The sequence below is a fragment of the Prescottella equi genome, from assembly GCF_020171745.1.
Classification (GTDB): Bacteria; Actinomycetota; Actinomycetes; order Mycobacteriales; family Mycobacteriaceae; genus Prescottella; species Prescottella equi_A.
This window is the reverse complement of the sequence record NZ_JAIVAH010000005.1, coordinates 13,684-33,043: the sequence shown is the minus strand read 5'-3', so window position 1 is coordinate 33,043 and position 19,360 is coordinate 13,684. Positions and strand designations below refer to the sequence as shown.

Below are 19,360 nucleotides of genomic sequence, written 5' to 3'. Positions count from 1 at the left end.
CACGATGCTCTCGGGTTTCTCTGACCGCAGCGCGGCTGGCGAATCCCAGGCAGCTACCCGACCCCCGAGCCCTCCGGTGCGTCCAGACCGGAACCCACGAATGACGAAACCCCCGGGCCTCGTCACGTGGACGGGCCCGGGGGTCGCTGCTTGTTCGAGGACGTGTCAGCCGATGTAGCGCTGGAGGCGCGCGGAGTACCGCGGCTCGAGGGGGCCGTCGGCGACGACGCGCTCCTCGACGTACGCCAGATCGCCGCCCTCGACGATGCCGTACAGGCGCTTGGCTCCGCCGATGAGCTCACCGGACTGGCTGCGGATCACGACGTCGGTCGCGAGTTCCCACGACGACTGCGTCAGCGCCTGCCCGTAGAACATTTCGACGACACCGGACGCGTGCGTGAGGAGGAGTTCGATGACCTCCTCGTTGGTGCTGCCGGGGATGCCGTCGCCGGCGACGCGCCAGTAGCCGCTCTCACGCTGATCGGGGCCGACGTATCCGCCGTCGGCGTCCAGGCGCCACGTGCGGGACTCCCAGGCCAGGTAGTTCTCGCCGTCGTGCGACACGACGATCTGCTGGCCGAACGGGTAGTCGCCGGTCTCCGGATCGTGCCCCTCGCCCTCGCCGCGCCACACGCCGACGAGCGGCAGGAGCGCGAGCAGACCGGGGTGCAGGTCCGGCCCGAGTCGCAGATTCGCGGTGTCCTCGGGCAGGGGGAGATCGGGCAGCGTCGGGATGTTGCGTCCCGCCGTATCCTTCGCACGCTCTTCGGCAGCCGCGACCGCCCGGTCGCCGCTACCACGAACTACGTGCGACTCGGTGTCGTCAGGCTGCGAACCGCCTGCGTCCGGATCCTGATTCACGGCTTGTCGGTGACCAGCCGGTACACGACGTACAGCGAGAACCAGGTGATCAGGATGGCGGCAAGAACCAGGAGAACCTCGAAGAAGATGACCACGGGCTCATCTTAGACCGCGCCCCCGCAGCCTTCGAAATCGGACGGGACCGTGCCGCCGGGTGAATCGATCCGGCCGAATCCCGCTCGGCGCCCGTTTTGCGGGAGTACGGTGCTCCCGGATCGCCAACGGAACAAGATCAGCACTGTGTGCGAACGGTCGGAGGTGTCGATGGGACGCAGGGGTCGGCGGGTGGTCGGGTCAGCTCTCGGCGGACTGGTCACGGTGGTGGCGCTGCTCGTCTCCGGTGGTGTCGCCGCGGCGGAAGGGTCGGCGGGGGTGGGTTCGACGGGTTCGCCCGCCGTGGATCCGAACAACAACGGCGCCGGGTGCCCGGACATCCTGGTGGTCGCGGTGTCCGGTGCCGGCGATTCGACCGTGGACCGCGACCCGTTCGACGACAAGAACCAGCTGCCGGGGGCGAACTGGCTGAACCGGATCACGGTTCCGCTGGGACAGGCGAACCGGGACCAGCCGGGCACGGTCGGGTGGATGTACGTGCCCTACCCGTCGACGTACGGCCTCGGGCTGCTGTCCGACGTGCCGACGTACCAGGACTCGGTGGCCGCCGGTGTGGCGTCGGAGAACCGGATCCTCGACGAGAAGAAGGCGCAGTGCGGCGCCGCGACCCGGTTCGTCCTGCTCGGCTACAGCGTCGGCGCCGAGGTCACCGAGCGGGTGGCGCGCGACATCGGCCACCGGGACGCCTCGGCCACCGTGACCGCCGCCGACATCGCCGGGGTCGCGCTCGTCGGTGATCCCTACCGGCCCGCCGGGACGCCGTCGCTCGGCGAGCCCGGACCGGCCGGCGGCGGATTCATGGCGTCCGAACCGGCCGACTACGGCGCGCTCGAGGGCCGGATCCTCTACGACTGCCGACCGATGGACATCGCGTGCGACGCCCCGCCGGACATCGCGCTGCTCGAACTCGCGCTCGGCGTGCTGGGGCAGGTGCGGTTCACGATCCTCAACCCGGTGCAGACGTTCGCCGACTTCGGTCGCGTCGCATCCGACATGTCGGCTCGCGCGATCGCCCACATCGTCACCCGCGAGGACTGGTTCACCTCCGACGAGTCGCTGCTCGATGTGCTGCGCACCGTTGCCGACCAGACCAACCGCGACGACGCGGCGATGGCCGCCGCGACGCCGGAACGCGTTGCCGCGCTGGATGCCTGGGCGCGCGGGCCGGGCGCGGACGTCGTGCGTGCGAAGGCGCAGGCCGAATCGGCGGGGTTCCTCGAGGACAACCGCGGCATCGTCGACCTGATCCTGAAGCCGTACATAGTCCTGGGCCCGCTCCAGCACGTCCTGTACTGGTTCGACGGCCCCGCCTCGCTCCTCGGGGACAGTGGGCGGGTGGCGGACTGGATCGACGGACTCCCGCGCGGCGGGGCTTAGGCAACGAAAAGGGCGCCACTCCAACAGGAGTGGCGCCCTTCTCGGTCTGGTGTCCGAACCTACTTCGCGACCGTCACGTCGACGGCGTAGACGCCGGCGCTGTCCGGGTTGATCGTCACGTCGCCGTTGCCGGTGCTCGACAGGGCGCGGACCTTCCACGTGCCGGGCGCGGCGAAGAAGCGGAAGTCGCCGGTCGCGGACGCGACGACCTCGGCCGTGAACTCGTCGGTGCCGTCGAGCAGGCGGACGAACGCGCCACCCACCGGCTGGCCGTCAGCGGCCAGGACGCGGCCGGTGATGACGGTCTCCTTCTCGACGTTCACGCCCGCGGGCAGGGTCTGGGTCTGAACAGGTGCTCCGCACATTTTCCTTATGCTCCCAACTCGATCGGTGCGCCGACCAGCGAGCCGTACTCGACCCAGCTGCCGTCGTAGTTCTTCACGTTCTGCTTGCCGAGGATCTCCTGCAGCACGAACCAGGTGTGGCTCGAGCGCTCGCCGATGCGGCAGTAGGCGATGGTGTCCTTGGTCTCGTCGAAGCCCTTGTCCGCGTACAGCTTCGCGAGGTCTGCGTCCGACTTGAAGGTGCCGTCCTCGTTGGCGGTGGTGCTCCACGGGATGTTGATGGCGCCGGGGACGTGGCCGCGCTGCTGCGCCTGCTCCTGCGGCAGGTGCGCCGGGGCGAGGATCTTGCCCGAGTACTCGTCGGGGGAGCGGACGTCGACCAGGTTCGCGGAACCGATCGCGGCGATCACGTCGTCACGGAAGGCGCGGATCGAGGTGTCGGCGGCGGCGGCCTTGTACTCGGTGGCCGGGCGGGTGACGGTCTCCTTCGACAGCGGACGGCCGTCGAGTTCCCACTTCTTGCGGCCGCCGTCGATCAGCTTGATGTCCTGGTGGCCGTACAGCTTGAAGTACCAGTACGCGTAGGCCGCGAACCAGTTGTTGTTGCCGCCGTAGAGGACCACGGTGTCGTCGTTCGCGACGCCCTTGGCGGACAGCAGCGCGGAGAACTGCTCCTGGTTCAGGAAGTCGCGACGGACGCCGTCCTGCAGATCCTTGCGCCAGTCGAGCTTGATCGCGCCCTCGATGTGGCTGGCGTCGTAGGCGGCGGTGTCCTCGTCGACCTCGATGAAGACGGTCTTGGGGGCGCCGAGGTTCTGCTCGGCCCAGTCTGCGGAGACCAGGACGTCGGAGCGAGCCATGAAGTGTCCTTTCGATGATGGAACGCGGGTGTGAATGCGTGGAGCGAAGCGAGCGGGACCGGTGCGGGCATCGGCCCGCACGGGTGGAGACGGTGCTGCGGGGTCAGGCTGCGCTGGGGGTGCCGGCGCCGCGCAGCCGCGCGACGAGCGGGTAGATCTGGCAGCCGAGGCAGATGCCGAAGGCGGCGTTGAGCAGGGCCGCGAACAGGGCGAACCCGGTCGCGATGCCGCCGACGATGCCCGCGCCGAGCAGGAACGCGACCGCGCCGACGACGGCGAAGGCCAGGCCGACGCCCTGCGCGAACCGCAGCGGGGCGACAGGCTCGCGTTCGACGGTGGGGCTCAGGCGCGGCGCGACGAAAGCCGCGAACAGCCGGCCGTACGGGCTGCGGCGAGGGCCGGCGACGGCGCCGATCCCGAACACCACGGCCTGCGCGGTGAGCAGCAGGCCGGCGGCGAGGATGGAGACGGTCGAGAGCAGCAGCACGACGACGAGGACCGCGCTCGTGACCCACGCGGCGAAGCGCGGACCGCGGACGTCGACCTGCTGGGTCTGGAGTGTGGACGTGGGAGTTGCCATTGTGGAGTGCTCCTGCGGGCTACCGATTGTTGACGTGCCGACGTGGAGATGCGGCAGGGACCGGACTCGGGGGATTCACCGATCGCGGACGGTGTTCTCAGCGGGAAGACGCTGGGCGAAGAGAGGAGACAGCCGTCTGCGGGATCAGCAGCAGGGACAGCAACAACCACCGAGGCGGCACAGGTCGACTGCGCGGCGACGGGTGAGCATCAGCTCGTGGTTGGCGTACACGTGGTGCAGCGTACCCGGTTTTTCAGGAATTGGGGCGCCCGGTTTCGAGGAGGGGTGCCAGCGCGGTCTCGAGGTCCGCGGCGGACGGCACACCGGAGATCCGGAAGCGCTCGGTGAGCGCGCCGTCGAGGATGAACGTGGTGGGCAGTGAAAGAACGCCGAGAGTCTTTGCCAGCGAGGGGTGTTCGTCGATGTCGAGTTCCACCTCTGTGGCGGCGGGGGTGCCGTCGTCGTCGGCGCCGAGTCGGGTGAGGACCTGTCCGATCACGCGGCGGACCGCGGCGCACGGACCGCACCAGTCGGCCGAGAAATGCAGCACGATCGGGCGTCCGGTGGCGGTGACGCCGGCGGCCACGAGTTGCGTCGAACGCTCGTCGTCGACGGCTGCGGTGGCGGCAGGGGCGGTGGCGCGCACCTTGCCGGCGCGCGACTGCAGGACCAGCCCGACGGCCACGGTCGCGGCGATGGCCACGACGAGAATGATCAGCGCGGTCACAGCTGGGCCTGCAATTCGTCGAGGTTGATGATGAGGTTCTCGCCGGTGCCCTCGATCACGATCTGCGAACCCTGCGCGTACACCTCCGTCGGCATGATCCCGAACGGCAGCGACTGCGGGTCGATCGTCTTGGTGAAGCGGTCGAGGACCTGCTGGCGCAGCGGGGCCGGCACCGTGAACTCGGCGTCGCCCTCGGGACCGAAATTGAAGTCGGTGGCGACGATCATCAGCTGCTCGCCGCGCAGGACCAGGTCGGCCTGCACACTCACCGTGGTCTGCAGCGGCCCGACCGGAACGGTGCCGGTGAGCACGATGCCGCCGTCGTCGGTGGTGGAACCCGATCCGCCCGATCCTCCGGTGCCGTCCGACTTGCTCGCCGGCGGCGCGGAAACCTGCAGGTCGGGGATGCCGAGGAACTTGCCGAGGTCGGTGGCGTCGATCTTCATGCGGCCGTCGAGGTAGTCCACGGGGACCGTGTGGACCGAGCCGTCGAGCAGCGCGGACGCCGGGACGGTGACCCCCTTCAGCGACGCCTCGATCGTGACCTCGCCGATCATGTCGGCCTCGACCTGCTGGGCCCGGATCTCGACGTTGTCGTACTTCCCGTTCCACGCCTGCGTGAGGAACGGGAATCCGTGGATGGTCACCTCGGGATCCGCGTTGAGCGACCCGCCCTCTCTCAGCGCACGCGAAACCCGGAACTCGGAGTAGGCAGCGGCGCCGAAATCGACGACGACGACGAGTCCGACGAGGCACACCAGGCCGATGATGAGTTTGCGCACCTCATCATTCTTACCGAGTCCGTCGGGCACCGGTGCGACGGTCCTGGTCGAACTCGCGCTAATCTGTCCCCGAAACATGAACGTCGGTCCACTCGGTGTCGGCCCCTGCGTCGGCACTCGCGACGCAGAGAGGGAGGTTGAGTGGAGCTACTGCTTCTGACCTCCGACCCCAATCCCGATACGGTGCTGCCCTCGTTGGCATTGCTGTCCCATTCCGTGCGCCCAGCTCCGACAGAGGTTTCGTCGCTGCTCGAGGCCGGCGCTGCGGATGTGGCGCTCGTCGACGCCCGCAGTGACCTCGCCGCGGCACGCGGCCTGTGCCGACTGCTCGGCAGCACTGGATCGGCGATTCCGGTCGTGGCCGTACTCACCGAAGGCGGCCTGGTCGCGGTGAACTCCGACTGGGGGCTCGACGACATCCTGTTGCCGTCGACCGGCCCCGCGGAACTCGACGCGCGGCTGCGGTTGCTGGTCGGCCGCAACGGCGGGGTGGCAAGCCCCGAAGCAGCCGGAAAGATCACGCTCGGCGAGCTGGTGATCGACGAGGGGACGTACACCGCGCGACTGCGGGGACGTCCCCTCGATTTGACTTACAAGGAGTTCGAGCTCCTCAAGTACCTCGCGCAGCACGCCGGCCGGGTGTTCACCCGCGCCCAGTTGTTGCAGGAGGTGTGGGGTTACGACTTCTTCGGCGGCACCCGCACCGTCGACGTCCACGTGCGACGGCTGCGCGCCAAGCTCGGCTCCGAGTACGAGTCGCTGATCGGCACCGTCCGCAACGTCGGCTACAAGGCCGTCCGCCCGGCACGGAGCTCGGGCCGCGGTGGCCCCGTCGGCGATCCCGGTGAACCCGAGGACGCCGACGACACAGACCTGACACCTACCAACGGATCGGCGTATTAGATGACCGTGCAGCAGCTCGACTGGATCGATTCACCGCCGGTCGAGGCGGTTCGCGCGATGATCGCCCGGGCCACGGTGGCCGACGGGACCGCGCCGATCTCCGAACAGGCGGTGCACGCACTGACCGCCGAGGGGCCGGCCCGGCACCTGGTCTGCACGGTCGACGACCGCGTGGTCGGCTACGCACATCTCGAGTCCGGGCACGGCGACCATCCCGCGATGGCGGAGGTCGTCGTTGACCCGGCCGAGCGCGGTGCCGGTGTCGGCGGACGTCTGGTGGCCGGGGTTCTCGAGGCGGGCGGGCCCGGCACCCGGGTGTGGGCGCACGGCAATCTGCCCGCCGCCGTCGCGGTCGCGCGACGGCTCGGCCTGACGGGCGCGCGCGAACTGCTGCAGCTGCGTCGCTCGCTCACCACCCCGGAACTGCCCGACGTCGTCGTGCCGGAGGGAATCACGCTGCGGACGTACCGCGGACCCGAGGACGACGCAGAACTGCTGCGCGTCAACGCGGCCGCGTTCGCGTGGCACCCGGAGCAGGGTTCGTGGACGCAGCACGAGATCGACGAACGCCGCTCCGAGTCCTGGTTCGACCCCGCAGGGCTGTTCCTGGCGTTCCCGTCCGACGACGCCGCGGGGGACACGAACCGACTCCTCGGCTTCCACTGGACCAAGGTGCACGCGCCCGAGAACGGCAACCCCGCGCTCGGTGAGGTGTACGTGGTCGGCATCGATCCCGACGCGCAGGGCCGCGGGCTGGGCCGGGTGCTCACGCTGGCGGGACTGCACTATCTGCGGGACCGCGGACTGGGCACGGTGCTGCTGTACGTCGAGGGCGACAACACTGCCGCGCTGCACACGTACGAGCGCCTCGGATTCGATCGATTCCACGTGGACGTCGCGTACGCCGCACAGCCCTGACCGGGCTGTTCGGGCGGTGTGACCCACGTCTCGGCTGATTTCCGGCGGGTGTTCATCTTCCGTTCACCGAACCGGGTCCCGTTGGCTACCGGGTGCCCCTACCTTTCTGGCCTGGGTGGCGAAACGTCACCCGGTGCGGGTCGCCTGCGTCCCGCGCCTACCGTGCCGCCCGACCGTGGGCGTGACGCTAGACCAGCGGAGGACCAGGGTGAATCTCGACCGCAAGGGCGCACTGCTCGGAGTGGTAGCTGTGGGTGCCGTGACGGCGATGTCGCTGACCGCGTGCGGCAGCGACAACAACGCCGCGTCGTCGACCGTCGACACGTCGGCGTCCACGGCCCTGTGTGACGGCAAGGACAAGCTCTCCGGCGCCGGATCGTCTGCGCAGAAGAACGCGATGGACGAGTTCACCTCGACCTACATCGCGGCCTGCCAGCAGAAGGGCAAGAGCGTCAACGTCGCGTACAACCCCAGCGGCTCCGGTGACGGCCGCACGCAGTTCATTGCGAACAACATCGACTTCGCGGGCTCCGACTCCGCCATCAAGGGCGAGCAGGCCGAGCAGGCCAAGCAGCGCTGCCAGGGCAACGACGCGTGGAACCTGCCGCTCGTGTTCGGTCCCGTCTCGATCGCCTACAACGTCGACGGTGTCGACAACCTGGTGCTCAACGGCGAGACTATCGCCAAGATCTTCAACGGCGGCATCACCAACTGGAACGACCCGGCCATCGCCGCGCTCAACTCCGGCGTGAAGCTGCCCGACGAGAAGATCAGCCCGATCGTGCGCTCGGACTCGTCCGGCACCAGCGACAACTTCCAGCAGTACCTCGAGGCTTCCTCGAACGGCGCCTGGACCCAGGGCACCGGCTCCGACTTCAAGGGCGGCGTCGGCGAGGGGGCGAAGGGCTCGGCCGGTGTCGCGCAGGCCGTTGCGACCGCGCCCGGTTCGATCACGTACGTGGAGAAGTCCTTCGCGGATCAGCAGAAGCTGCCCTCCGCGCAGATCGACACCGGCGCCGGCCCGGTGAAGCTGACCCAGGAGACGGCGTCGAAGGCCATCGCGAATGCGTCGTTCAAGGGCTCCGGGACCGGTGACCTCACGCTCGATCTGAAGTCGATCTACGGCACCAAGGAAGCCGGCGCCTACCCGCTGGTTCTGGCGACCTACGAGATCGTCTGCTCCAAGGGCTACGACGAGGCCACGGGCAACGCGGTGAAGTCGTTCCTCACCAGCGCCGCGAACGAGGGACAGCAGACGCTGGCCGACCAGGGCTACGTGCCGCTGCCGGAGTCGTTCCGCGCCAAGATCAACGAGTCGATCTCCGCGATCGCCTGATCGGAACGATCGTTCGACGGACCGCCCATCTATATTCAGACGGAGAATGTGAGCGCAGATGACTGACGCGAGCACAAGGTCGACACCACGCGCCTCCGACCCCGCGGACGGCGGGGCCGGGGTGGGCGGTCCGCACGGTACCCCGGAGGCCCCGATCACTACCCCACAGGCCACGAAGAACAAGACGGTCACCCGTCCCGGCGACCGGATCTTCGGATCGCTGGCGTCGGGATCGGCGGTCTTCATCACGCTGCTGGTCGCTGCCGTCGGCATCTTCCTGATCTGGCGCGCGGTCCCGGCGCTGCAGCGCAACGAGGTCAACTTCCTCACCAGTCGGGTGTGGGACACCGACAACATCAACGCGATGGCGTTCGGTGTCCTGGACCTGCTGTCGGTCACGGTGATGGTCTCGGTGTTCGCGCTGGTGCTGGCCATGCCGGTGGCGCTCGGCATCGCGATCTTCCTCACCGAGTACGCGCCCAAGAAGTTGTCCCGGCCGCTGGCCTACGTGATCGATCTGCTCGCTGCGGTGCCGTCGATCGTGTACGGCCTGTGGGGTCTGCTGGTGTTCGCGCCGGCGATCGCACCGTTCGCGGTGTGGCTCAACGAGCACCTCGGCTGGATTCCGATCTTCGCCGACGGCAGCGGCTCCATCCGCGGTGGCGGCACCATCTTCACCGCCGGCATCGTGCTCGCCGTGATGATCCTGCCGGTGATCACGGCCGTGACCCGCGAGGTGTTCGCCCAGACGCCCAAGGCGCACGTCGAGGCCGCACTCGCGCTCGGCGCCACGCGCTGGGAAGTGGTGCGCACCACGGTCATTCCGTTCGGCAAGTCCGGCTACATCAGCGGTTCGATGCTCGGCCTGGGTCGCGCGCTGGGCGAGACGATGGCGCTGTACATGATCCTGCGCACGACGTCGCAGGCGTTCAGCGGATCGCTCTTCGACAGCGGCTCGACGATCGCGTCGAAGATCGCGCTCGGATACGCCGAGTTCAACAACAACATCCAGGCGGGCGCCTACATCGCCGCCGGCCTGGTCCTGTTCGTGCTCACCTTCGTGGTCAACGCGGCAGCGCGTGCCGCGATCGCCGGAAAGCGGGACTGACCGATGACCAGCGTCCTCGACAAGCCGATCAAGGCGCCCGCCTTCCAGGGCGTCGGACTCCGTCGCCGCATCACCGATCTCACCGCCACGGTGCTGGTCACCCTCTCCGTCCTCGTCGCGCTCGTGCCGCTCGTGTGGGTGCTGTGGACGGTGGTGGTCAAGGGCATCGGCGCGATCACGTCGCAGACGTGGTTCACCCACTCACTCAGCGGACTGTCCGCGTCGGCCGACGGCGGCGGCATCTACCACGCCCTCATCGGCACCCTCATGCAGGGACTCGTGTGCGCCGCGCTGTCGGTTCCGCTCGGTCTGTTCGTCGCCGTCTATCTCGTGGAGTACGCGGGCAATTCGCGGCTCGGCAAGCTCACCACGTTCATGGTCGACATCCTCTCCGGTGTCCCGTCGATCGTCGCGGCCCTGTTCATCTACGCGCTGTGGATCGCGACGTTCGGCTTCCCCAAGTCGGCCTTCGCGGTGTCGCTCGCGCTGGTGCTGCTGATGGTCCCGGTCGTGGTCCGCAGCACCGAGGAGATGCTGCGCATCGTGCCGAACGATCTGCGGGAGGCGTCGTACGCGCTGGGCGTACCCAAGTGGAAGACCATCGCGCGCATCGTGGTTCCGACCGCGCTGCCCGGCATCATCACCGGCGTCATGCTGGCCCTGGCCCGCGTGCTCGGCGAGACCGCGCCGCTGCTGATCCTGGTGGGCTACGCGCCGTTCATCAACTTCAACCTGTTCGGTGGAGAGATGGGCACGCTGCCGGGCGTGATGGTCGCGGAGATGAACAACCCCACGGACGCCGGCTCCAACCGGATCTGGGGTGCCGCGCTGACCCTGATCCTCCTCATCGCGGTCCTCAACATCGTCGCGAAGGCGATCGGTCACTTCACCACGGTGCGCAACAAGTGAGCACCGAACACGCGGCGATCGACGCAATCACCGCAACCCCCGAACCTCGTAAGCACATACTCGAGCTGTCGCTCGCACCAGTAGGGAGCCGATGAATGGCCAAGCGTCTGGATCTCAAGGACGTCAACATCTACTACGGCAAGTTCCACGCCGTCGCCGATGTGGGGCTGTCGGTACCTCCGCGCAGTGTCACCGCGTTCATCGGCCCGTCGGGCTGCGGTAAGTCGACGGTGCTGCGGTCGCTCAACCGCATGCACGAGGTGACCCCGGGCGCGCGCGTCGAGGGCTCGGTGCTGCTCGACGGCGAGGACATCTACGGCTCCTCGGTCGACCCGGTCGGCGTCCGCAAGACCATCGGCATGGTGTTCCAGCGGCCCAACCCGTTCCCCACGATGTCGATCCGCGACAACGTGGTGGCCGGCCTCAAGCTGCAGGGCATGCGCGACAAGAAGAAGCTCGACGAGATCGCCGAGCAGTCGCTGCGCGGCGCGAACCTGTGGAACGAGGTCAAGGACCGCCTCGACAAGCCGGGCGGCGGCCTCTCCGGTGGTCAGCAGCAGCGTCTGTGCATCGCCCGGGCGATCGCGGTCTCGCCCGACGTGCTGCTGATGGACGAGCCGTGTTCGGCGCTGGACCCGATCTCGACGCTCGCGATCGAGGACCTCATCACCGAGCTGAAGAAGGACTTCACGATCGTCATCGTCACGCACAACATGCAGCAGGCCGCGCGCGTGAGCGACCAGACGGCGTTCTTCAACCTCGAGGCCACCGGCAAGCCCGGCAAGCTGATCGAGATCGACGACACCGAGAAGATTTTCTCCAACCCCACCCAGAAGGCCACCGAGGACTACATCTCGGGCCGCTTCGGCTGATCGCCTTTCGACACGACGAGACCCGGTGCCACGACCGTCGCGCCGGGTCTCGTCGTATTCGGCTGCGGCCGCAGGCTCAGATCCGGTCGGCGTCGGTGTAGCGGATCACGCCACGAATGTTTCTGCCGTCCAGCATGTCCTGGTAGCCGTCGTTGATCGCCTCGAGGCTGTAGGTCTTGGTGATGAGGTCGTCGAGGTTCAACTTGCCGGAGTGGTACATCGACAGCAGCGACGGGATGTCCTTGCGGGGGTTGGCTCCGCCGAAGATCGTGCCGCACAGCTGCTTCTGCAGCATCGACAGCTGGAACAGGCTGAGCCGGGTGTCCATGTCCGTCACCGAGGCGAGGCCGATGACGACGCACTTGCCGCCCTTGGCGGTCAGGATCATCGCGGGCTCGATGTCCTCGCCGTGCACCACACCCATCGCCAGCATCACCTTGTCGGCCATCCGACCCCAGGTGATCTCCATGACCGGTTCGATCGCCTCCTCCATCGAGGCGAAGGTGTGGGTGGCGCCGAAACGCTTGGCCTGGTCGCGATGGAACTCGACCGGGTCGATCGCGATGATCCGCTCGGCGCCGGACGCCGCGGCCGCCTGCACCGCGTTGATGCCGATGCCGCCGATGCCGACGACGATCACGTTCTCGCCCGGGCGCACCTCGGCGATGTTGGTGGCCGACCCCCAGCCCGTCGTCACACCGCAGCCGACGAGCGCGGCCGCCTCCAACGAGATGTACGGCTCGATCTTCACCACCGAGTACTGGTTCACGGTCACGTACGGCGCGAAGGTGCCCAGCAGACACATCGGGATGACGTCCTTCCCGCGCGCCTGCACGCGGTGGGTGCCGTCGGAAATCGCCTGGCCGGTGAGCAGATACATGCCGAGGTCACAGAGATTCTGGTGGCCGGTCGAACATTGGACGCACTGGCCGCAGGCCGGGATGAACGACAGCACGACGTGATCGCCCTCGGCCAGACCCTTCACGCCCGGGCCGACCTTGCTGATCACGCCGGCGCCCTCGTGGCCACCGAGCGCCGGGAAACTCGGCAAGGCGATGTCGCCGGTGACGAGGTGGTGATCCGAGTGGCACAGTCCCGACGCCGCGAGTTCGACCTGGACCTCGCCTTCGCGCGGATCACCGAGTTCGATCTCTTCGACCGACCACGGCTCGTCGATACCCCACAGGATTGCACCCTTGGTCTTCATGCTGCGGATTCCCCTCTACGAGACGACGTTGTGATGACGGACTTCGAAGTGAGTACTGCACATGGATCAGTGGTCGAGTCGTAAACGATCTCGGCTCGGATTGCTCACACAATGGCACTCGCTGGACGGCGTGTCAACGAAATCTGCGACGCCGGCGGAGGTAGACATGTCTGGACGAAACCGTCACGCGCTGAGGTGCGTGAGGCCTTCGCTGTGCGTCGGCCGCTTCTTCTGATTGCTTTGGTGCATAGGGGATCTGGTTGGGCGATGAAGCTAGGTGTTACGAGCCGTCGGGGCGCAGTCGGACGTCGACCAGCAGACCGTGATGGTCGGATCCGACGATGTCGATGCGCTCGAGGTCTGTCGCCGCGGCACCCTTCGTGACGACCCGATCGATGCCGGTGATGGCGGGGTACCACCGCGCGGCCGGCATCGTCGGCACCAGACCGGCGCCCACCTGATCGGCGGCGTCGGCGTAGCCGTCGGTGAGCAGTGCCCGGTACTGCGGCTGGGTGTAGCTCGCGTTGAAGTCCCCGCTGACGACGACGTTGTCGCGACCGGCAAGTGCGCGCATCTCGTCGTGGATCCAGCCCAGTTCCGCCGCCCACAACTGGGCCGGGAACAGATACGCGGGCGCGGGGTGAACTGCTAACAGCGCCAGCGGTTCCCGAAGTCCCACGTCGATGTCGGCGGTGAGATTCACCGAGAAGAAGTCGGGCAGGTTGTGGGTGTTCGACAGCGGGAACCGGCTGTAGACACCGCCGCCCTGTCCACCCGGGCCGTACGACATCACGAACCTGTGGGGGAGGACGTCGTCGAGACCGGCCGCGTCCAGTGCCTCGATCGACTCGTCGGTCAGCTCCTGCACGGTCAGGATGTCGACGTCCCGGTCGCGGGCGGTACGGACCAGCGCGTCCGGATCGGCCTGCCCCACTTTGATGTTGGCCTGCATGACGCGGACGGTGGGGCCGGTGGCCGTGTCGGGGGAGATGCCGTCGGCCCCGGGGATGTAGAGCGGTGCGAGCAGCCATGTGCCCAGCGCGCAGACGACGAGGCACGAGGCGGCCGCGAACCAGCGGCGGCCGAGCGTGGCGACGATCGCGCCGAACAGCGTCAGCAGAAGCAGGGACGGCGTCCGGCCCGCCAGTAGCACGACGAACCGATTCTCCACCGGCACGGTCGAGGCGAGCAGTCCCACCGCCCCGTACCCGGCGCACAGCGCACCGACGATGCCGGTCGCTCGTTCGAGGTGTCGGGGCAGGCGCACGTGTCGATCATGCCTGTCTTTCGACGCGAAGCGCCCGCCGGGAAACCCGGCGGGCGCTTCGGAGTCGGTGCGCTACAGCTCGGGGTACGTGGTGAGGTCGTCGGACTCGGTGCTGGGCTCGACGGGCATCTTGCCGGTGACGAGGAAGATCACGCGGCGCGCGACCTCGACGGTGTGGTCGGCGAAGCGCTCGTAGAAGCGGCCGAGGAGGGTGACGTCGACGGCGGCGGCGACGCCGTGACTCCACTCGCGGTCCATGAGCACGCTGAACAGGTGGCGATGGAGGTCGTCCATCGCGTCGTCCTCTTCGTGCATCTTCGCGGCGCGCTCGGGATCGCGGGTCTCGAGGACCTCCTTGGCACCCGCGCCGAGGGCGACGGCGATCCGGCCCATCTCCGCGAAGTAGCCGTTGACCTCCTCGGGGAGGACGTGGTTGGGGTGGCGGCGGCGGGTGATCTTGGCGACGTGCAGCGCGAGGGCGCCCATCCGGTCGATGTCGGAGACGATCTGGATGCCGCTCACCACCGAACGGAGATCGCCGGCCACCGGGGCCTGCAGCGCGAGCAGCGCGAACGCCCGCTCCTCGGCGACGACGCTCAGCTCGGTGATCTTCTCGTGCTCGCCGATGACCTGCTCGGCGAGTCCGAGATCCGCCTGCAGCAGTGCCTGGGTTGCCTTCTCCATGGCCGCACCGGCCAAGCCCGCCATCTCGCCGAGGGTGTCGGCGAGCTCGGTCATCTGTTCGTTGTAAGCCACGCGCATGAGGTCACAGCCTACGGCGTGCCGGAAACCAAGTCACCACGGTCGGGTGAACGGAGAGTGAATGACCGGGGCAGTTCCGGGCTCAGGCGCAGGGGTTGTCGGTGGCGTTCGTGACGGCGAGGTCGGCGGGCAGTTCCGCGTCCTCGTCGGCGTAGATGCGCGTGGGGCCGGAGTCGACGGGCGTGCCGGGCGCAGCGGGTGCGGTGAGCGTGCCGTCGAACTCGGTACCGAGAACCACCTCGACGATGCTGCCCAGCCCCGACGTGGACTCGAGTACGGCGCCCGGAATCGCCGACGCGACCGTGGCGGCCTCGGCCTCGAGGCCCGGGGCGAAGCGCACGATCGTCTGCCGGCTCGTCGAGCTGTAGTTGCCGACGCTGTAGATGCCGAAGCCGTAGGCGGCGAGTCGGTCGGCCGTGCCGGCGGCCAGGCCGGACACGCCGGAGCCGTTGGAGATCTGCAGCGACAGTTCCTCTGGGGTGGTCGCGACCTCGGTGACCTCCGGCGCGGGGGCCGGCGTGGAGTCCTTCTTGTCGCCGGTCGAGCGTTCCTCACCGGGCAGCGGCTGGTCGTCGATGATGGCCTGGAAGATCGCCTTGATGTCGTCGAGGCGCGGAATCTCGTTGCCCCAGTCGTTGGTGCCGGCGGTGGGGACGGTGATGAACGTGACCGCTCCGGCGTCGACGTTGCGCAGGGACTGGCCGAGCGTGAGCAGCGACCGGGTGTCGACGCCCTCGACGAACGTGGCGCGGGTGAACGCGTTGATGAAGCCGTTGAGCTTGCCCGGATCGAACAGCACCTTGCTCGACATGGCCTCGCGCAGCAGCGCGGACAGGAACAGCTGCTGACGCTTGATCCGGCCGTAGTCGCCGTTGCCCTCGGCCTCGACGTGGCGGGCGCGGACGTAGTCGAGGGCCTTGCGGCCGTCGAGGGTCTGATTGCCGGCGGTGGCCAGGACGGTGCCGAGTTCGCCGTCGATCAGCGGCTGCGGGACGCACACGTTCACGCCGCCCACCGTGTCGACCATGCTCTCGAAGCCCGCGAAGTCCATGCCGACGAAGTGCTTGATCTGCAGGCCGGACATCTTCTGGATGACCTTCACCAGGCACTTCGGGCCGCCGAGCGCGTACGTCGCGTTGAGCTTGTCGCCGTCCGCGGCCGGGTACTTCTCGCTGGAGTAGGTGCCGGTGTCGTTGTCCCAGGCCTGGCACACCGGTCGCTCGACGTCGAGGTCGCGGGGGAACGAGACCGCGACGACGCGGCTGCGGTCGGCGGGCACGTGGACCAGCATCACGGTGTCGGAACGGGCGCCCTCGGCGTCCTCGACGGTGCCGGCGCCGATCGCGCCGGACGCACCGGCACGCGTGTCGGTGCCGACGATGAGGTAGTTCTCGTCGCCCATCTGGCCGCCGGGATCGACGATGTCCGCCGAGTTGGTGTCGAGTGCGGCGATCTGCGAGAAGCGGCCCTCGGCGGAGCGGAGGTAGCCCCACACCGTTCCGGTGGCGAGCAGCGCCATGACGGCGACGAAGGCGACCATCGAGCGCCCGACCACCAGCGCCTTGCGGCGCTTACGGCTCTTGTTCGCGGCGAGACGACTCCGGTTCGGGGTGCCGACGGCCTGCGGGGAAGCAGTGGTCACCGCCTCCTCGACCCAGTTGGGTTCGGCCGGCGCCGGCTCAGGCCAGGAATCGGCGGGTGGCACGTCGGTGACAACGGGAATGACTTCGGTGGCCTCGACATCGGGGACGGGACGGAAGCCGGCATCCGGCTCGTCGACCGCCGGGGACTCGTCGACTTCGTCGGACTCGCCGATTTCGTCGGGCTCGTCCGGCCGCGCTCGGCGGCGTCCCGATGCGGCGGGCGCCGAGTGGCCCATCTTCTGCATCAGGTCGGCGACGGACAGCTGCTCGCTGGGTTCGTCGTCCAGAGCCCGGCGACCGGTGTCGCCGTCGTGGCGACTGCGGCGGTGGCTGTGCGCTTCGCGATAGTCGGGATCGGCGATGGGGCGTTCCCAGGGGGCCCGGCCTTCCGGCGCGGCGTGACCGGGATTGTGCTCGTCACCCACCTATTCGCCCTGACCTTCCCGCCTCCAAATAGATACCGTCGCTCGACGACGTCGCAATGATACTGATTGATGCCCGCTGGGGCATCAGTGCGCGGCGGGGAGATCCGTTGTCCCGGTTGCCGGGGAGGTCAGCGGACGCCGTCCCAGCGGTGCGGATCGCACTCGAGTGCGGTGCGGTCCCACTCACCGTTGTCGGCGGCCGCGACGTACGTGGTCTGCAGGAATCGCTGCAGCGTGGCATCCGGGTCGGCGGCGGTGCGGACCACCTCGTACGGCAGCAGGAACTGCCGGAACTCGGGGCTGTAGAACGCTTGTTCGGGCTCGACGGGGTGGCTCGCGAAGCCGTCGGGCTCGGGATACGCGTACGCGTAGAAGGCGCCCTCCTCGCCGCCGCCGGGCCAGAACCCGCAGCTCGACAGTTCCCGCGAGTAGCCCTCGACCATCACCCAGTCACCGCAGTTGGGGGCGCCGCCGGGATGTGGGGGAGCGGTCCGCCCGGAGAACCGGGTGCACGCCAGGTCGAACGAGCCCCAGAAGAAGTGCACGGGGCTGACCTTGCCCATGAAGTACGACCGGAACGTGTGCAGGCCGCGGTCGGCCTGGATGAGCTGCTTCCAGAACAGGCTCGCGGCGGCCGGGTCGTACGAATCGTGGACGGTGTCCTCGGCGAACGGGATGGCGTCGGGCACCTCGTTGGGCGTCGGCTGGATCTGCGTCTCGATGCCCAACTCGTCGAGGGCCCGCATGACGCGGGTGTAGAAATCGGCCACCGGCATCGGCTGGAGCGGGAACTCGCGGTGCGCGCCGTTGCTGTCGCGGATCACCAGTTGGTGGCCCGACAGGTCGAACTCGATCTCGAACACCCGGGTGCGGTACGGGATCGCCGACGTCGTCAGCCCCCGCGCGCTCACGTACAGCGGCACCTGCCACCAGTGGTTGACCAGCGGGGTGTGCGCCATCCGGACCTTCCCGACGATCTGCGTCCACATGTGCAGGGTGTCGCGGGTGGGTTGCCAGTCGTCGACCCGCAGCGCGGGCCACGGGTCCGAATCTGCTGGTGAAGCGGCCACGACGTCTACCTCCGGAAGAAATCCTCGAGGAACTGCAGGCTTCTTCGGAGTGTAGGCGCGGGGCGCGAGCGGCCGGGGCTATCCGCCGGAATGCATGATGTCGGCGCCGGCCGGGACGAGGGTGTCCTCCGGGTCGTCGAGCCAGCCGTCGGGCAGTGCGACGGTGCCGGGCGAACCCTGGCGGCCGCGCGGACCCTCGGCGTCCTTGGGGAACGGGACCGTCGGATCGAGCTGGCCGAGGAAGCCCTCGAGTTCGGCCAGTGACGACACTCGGGCCATGCCGTTGCGCAGTTCGGAGCCGGCCGGGAAGCCGCGCATGTACCAGGCGATGTGCTTGCGCATCTCGCGCATGCCCTTGTCCTCGCCGTGGTGATCGGCGAGCAGACGGCCGTGCCGCATCATGATCGCGGCGACCTCGCCGAGCGTCGGCGGCGTCGGCACCTCGGTGCCGTTGAGCGCGGCACTGAGCTCGGCGAACAGCCACGGCCGGCCCAGGCAACCGCGTCCGACGACGACGCCGTCGCAGCCGGTCTGGGACATCATCTTCTCCGCGTCCTCGGCGGCGAAGATGTCGCCGTTGCCGAGCACCGGGATGTCGGTGACGTGCTCCTTGAGGCGGGCGATCTCGGACCAGTCGGCCTGGCCCGAGTAGCGCTGGGAGGCGGTGCGCCCGTGCAGCGCGACGGCGGCGGCACCCTCCGCGGCGGCGATCCGTCCCGCGTCGAGGTGGGTGTGGTGCTCGGCGTCGATACCGACGCGCATCTTCACGGTGACGGGGATGTCGGTGCCCTCGGTCGCCTTCACCGCCGCCGCGACGATCTGCCCGAACAGGCGGCGCTTGTACGGCAGGGCCGATCCGCCACCCTTGCGGGTGACCTTGGGGACGGGGCAGCCGAAGTTCATGTCGATGTGGTCGGCGAGGTTCTCGTCGACGATCATCTTCGCCGCGGCGTAGGTGATCTCCGGGTCGACCGTGTACAGCTGCAGCGAGCGCGGCGTCTCGGTGGGGCCGAAGGTGGTCATGTGCATCGTCACCGGGTGGCGTTCGACGAGTGCGCGGGCGGTCACCATCTCGCACACGTACAGACCCGACGTGCTGCCGGCGCGCTCGAGCTCGAGTTCGCGGCACAGCGTGCGGAACGCGACGTTCGTGATGCCCGCCATGGGGGCGAGAACGACGGGGCTGCCCAGCTCGAGCGAACCGATGCGAAGGGGTGACATGGAGACCTCGGGATAATTCTTCGGGAGAAAAGACTGTGCCCGGTACCGAATCCGGTACCGGGCACAGGATAGCT

The 19,360-nt window shown here is 68.5% G+C and carries 20 protein-coding genes; 7 read left to right on the top strand and 13 right to left on the bottom strand.

The genetic code is table 11. The annotated features are described in order from the left end of the window. Positions 1–165: 165 nt before the first annotated feature. Complete coding sequence (locus LCL87_RS03685; protein ID WP_225016801.1) at positions 166–861, bottom strand: heme-binding beta-barrel domain-containing protein; 696 nt, start codon at positions 859–861, stop codon at positions 166–168. A gap of 264 nt (positions 862–1,125) precedes the next feature. Between LCL87_RS03685 and LCL87_RS03680 the strand changes: the two genes are divergently transcribed. Then, a complete protein-coding gene (locus LCL87_RS03680; protein ID WP_225016799.1) occupies positions 1,126–2,352 on the top strand; it encodes a cutinase family protein in 1,227 nt (408 codons plus the stop codon). A 59-nt stretch (positions 2,353–2,411) separates the two neighbouring features. On the opposite strand, the gene LCL87_RS03675 is transcribed toward LCL87_RS03680, so the two are convergent. The 6 genes from LCL87_RS03675 to LCL87_RS03655 form a co-directional block, all read right to left on the bottom strand. After that, positions 2,412–2,717, bottom strand: a complete 306-nt coding sequence (locus LCL87_RS03675; protein WP_225016797.1) for a DUF1416 domain-containing protein — start codon at positions 2,715–2,717, stop codon at positions 2,412–2,414. A 5-nt stretch (positions 2,718–2,722) separates the two neighbouring features. Continuing rightward, the gene (locus LCL87_RS03670; RefSeq protein WP_225016796.1) at positions 2,723–3,556 is read right to left on the bottom strand and encodes a sulfurtransferase; all 834 of its coding nucleotides are present in this window, start codon (positions 3,554–3,556) and stop codon (positions 2,723–2,725) included. A 103-nt stretch (positions 3,557–3,659) separates the two neighbouring features. Continuing rightward, positions 3,660–4,136: a DUF4395 domain-containing protein gene (locus LCL87_RS03665; protein ID WP_225016794.1), complete on the bottom strand. Its 477-nt coding sequence runs from the start codon at positions 4,134–4,136 to the stop codon at positions 3,660–3,662. Between the two features lie 144 nt (positions 4,137–4,280). Further along, the gene (locus tag LCL87_RS25725; protein ID WP_350317252.1) at positions 4,281–4,367 is read right to left on the bottom strand and encodes a putative leader peptide; all 87 of its coding nucleotides are present in this window, start codon (positions 4,365–4,367) and stop codon (positions 4,281–4,283) included. Between the two features lie 22 nt (positions 4,368–4,389). Then, entirely contained in the window at positions 4,390–4,863 is a 474-nt protein-coding gene (locus LCL87_RS03660; protein ID WP_225016792.1) for a thioredoxin family protein, read from the bottom strand. Next, positions 4,860–5,645, bottom strand: a complete 786-nt coding sequence (locus LCL87_RS03655; RefSeq protein WP_225016790.1) for an LmeA family phospholipid-binding protein — start codon at positions 5,643–5,645, stop codon at positions 4,860–4,862. The genes LCL87_RS03660 and LCL87_RS03655 overlap by 4 nt, the downstream gene beginning before the upstream one ends. Positions 5,646–5,786: 141 nt before the next feature. On the opposite strand from LCL87_RS03655, the gene LCL87_RS03650 reads away from it, so the two are divergent. The 6 genes from LCL87_RS03650 to pstB all read left to right on the top strand — a co-directional run bounded on the left by LCL87_RS03650 (position 5,787) and on the right by pstB (position 11,691). Then, positions 5,787–6,548 carry a response regulator transcription factor gene (locus tag LCL87_RS03650; RefSeq protein ID WP_225016788.1) on the top strand — a complete coding sequence of 254 codons (762 nt, stop codon included), beginning with the start codon at positions 5,787–5,789 and terminating at the stop codon, positions 6,546–6,548. After that, positions 6,549–7,466 carry a mycothiol synthase gene (gene mshD / locus LCL87_RS03645; RefSeq protein ID WP_225016786.1) on the top strand — a complete coding sequence of 306 codons (918 nt, stop codon included), beginning with the start codon at positions 6,549–6,551 and terminating at the stop codon, positions 7,464–7,466. 208 nt (positions 7,467–7,674) lie between these two features. Then, positions 7,675–8,802 (top strand): phosphate ABC transporter substrate-binding protein PstS, encoded by a 1,128-nt coding sequence (gene pstS, locus LCL87_RS03640; RefSeq protein ID WP_225016784.1) that lies wholly within the window; start codon positions 7,675–7,677, stop codon positions 8,800–8,802. Between the two features lie 58 nt (positions 8,803–8,860). Beyond that, positions 8,861–9,910 carry a phosphate ABC transporter permease subunit PstC gene (pstC, locus tag LCL87_RS03635; RefSeq protein ID WP_225016783.1) on the top strand — a complete coding sequence of 350 codons (1,050 nt, stop codon included), beginning with the start codon at positions 8,861–8,863 and terminating at the stop codon, positions 9,908–9,910. A gap of 3 nt (positions 9,911–9,913) precedes the next feature. Continuing rightward, positions 9,914–10,819: a phosphate ABC transporter permease PstA gene (gene pstA / locus LCL87_RS03630; RefSeq protein WP_225016781.1), complete on the top strand. Its 906-nt coding sequence runs from the start codon at positions 9,914–9,916 to the stop codon at positions 10,817–10,819. A 95-nt stretch (positions 10,820–10,914) separates the two neighbouring features. Next, positions 10,915–11,691 (top strand): phosphate ABC transporter ATP-binding protein PstB, encoded by a 777-nt coding sequence (pstB, locus tag LCL87_RS03625; protein WP_225016779.1) that lies wholly within the window; start codon positions 10,915–10,917, stop codon positions 11,689–11,691. A gap of 76 nt (positions 11,692–11,767) precedes the next feature. Here pstB and LCL87_RS03620 read toward each other — a convergent pair whose 3' ends face one another. The 6 genes from LCL87_RS03620 to dusB form a co-directional block, all read right to left on the bottom strand. Continuing rightward, on the bottom strand, positions 11,768–12,898 hold the full coding sequence (locus LCL87_RS03620; protein ID WP_225016777.1) for an NDMA-dependent alcohol dehydrogenase: 1,131 nt from the start codon (positions 12,896–12,898) through the stop codon (positions 11,768–11,770). A 280-nt stretch (positions 12,899–13,178) separates the two neighbouring features. Continuing rightward, the gene (locus tag LCL87_RS03615; protein WP_225016775.1) at positions 13,179–14,165 is read right to left on the bottom strand and encodes an endonuclease/exonuclease/phosphatase family protein; all 987 of its coding nucleotides are present in this window, start codon (positions 14,163–14,165) and stop codon (positions 13,179–13,181) included. Positions 14,166–14,237: 72 nt separating this feature from the next. Then, positions 14,238–14,927, bottom strand: coding sequence for a phosphate signaling complex protein PhoU (gene phoU, locus LCL87_RS03610; protein ID WP_225016773.1), 690 nt, complete (start codon positions 14,925–14,927; stop codon positions 14,238–14,240). Between the two features lie 82 nt (positions 14,928–15,009). Continuing rightward, positions 15,010–16,995, bottom strand: a complete 1,986-nt coding sequence (locus tag LCL87_RS03605; protein ID WP_225016771.1) for an LCP family protein — start codon at positions 16,993–16,995, stop codon at positions 15,010–15,012. Between the two features lie 128 nt (positions 16,996–17,123). Continuing rightward, positions 17,124–18,065, bottom strand: a complete 942-nt coding sequence (locus tag LCL87_RS03600; RefSeq protein WP_225016769.1) for a DUF5996 family protein — start codon at positions 18,063–18,065, stop codon at positions 17,124–17,126. A 78-nt stretch (positions 18,066–18,143) separates the two neighbouring features. Then, positions 18,144–19,286 carry a tRNA dihydrouridine synthase DusB gene (gene dusB, locus LCL87_RS03595; RefSeq protein ID WP_225016767.1) on the bottom strand — a complete coding sequence of 381 codons (1,143 nt, stop codon included), beginning with the start codon at positions 19,284–19,286 and terminating at the stop codon, positions 18,144–18,146. Between the last annotated feature and the right edge of the window lie 74 nt (positions 19,287–19,360).

Excerpts from the sequence above, each read along its gene's own strand:
- LCL87_RS03680 (WP_225016799.1), top strand. The coding sequence starts at position 1,126 with ATGGGACGCAGGGGTCGGCGGGTGGTCGGGTCAGCTCTCGGCGGACTG.
- LCL87_RS03675 (WP_225016797.1), bottom strand. The coding sequence starts at position 2,717 with ATGTGCGGAGCACCTGTTCAGACCCAGACCCTGCCCGCGGGCGTGAAC.
- LCL87_RS03670 (WP_225016796.1), bottom strand. The coding sequence starts at position 3,556 with ATGGCTCGCTCCGACGTCCTGGTCTCCGCAGACTGGGCCGAGCAGAAC.
- LCL87_RS03665 (WP_225016794.1), bottom strand. The coding sequence starts at position 4,136 with ATGGCAACTCCCACGTCCACACTCCAGACCCAGCAGGTCGACGTCCGC.
- mshD (WP_225016786.1), top strand. The coding sequence starts at position 6,549 with ATGACCGTGCAGCAGCTCGACTGGATCGATTCACCGCCGGTCGAGGCG.
- pstC (WP_225016783.1), top strand. The coding sequence starts at position 8,861 with ATGACTGACGCGAGCACAAGGTCGACACCACGCGCCTCCGACCCCGCG.
- pstA (WP_225016781.1), top strand. The coding sequence starts at position 9,914 with ATGACCAGCGTCCTCGACAAGCCGATCAAGGCGCCCGCCTTCCAGGGC.
- pstB (WP_225016779.1), top strand. The coding sequence starts at position 10,915 with ATGGCCAAGCGTCTGGATCTCAAGGACGTCAACATCTACTACGGCAAG.
- LCL87_RS03620 (WP_225016777.1), bottom strand. The coding sequence starts at position 12,898 with ATGAAGACCAAGGGTGCAATCCTGTGGGGTATCGACGAGCCGTGGTCG.
- phoU (WP_225016773.1), bottom strand. The coding sequence starts at position 14,927 with ATGCGCGTGGCTTACAACGAACAGATGACCGAGCTCGCCGACACCCTC.
- dusB (WP_225016767.1), bottom strand. The coding sequence starts at position 19,286 with ATGTCACCCCTTCGCATCGGTTCGCTCGAGCTGGGCAGCCCCGTCGTT.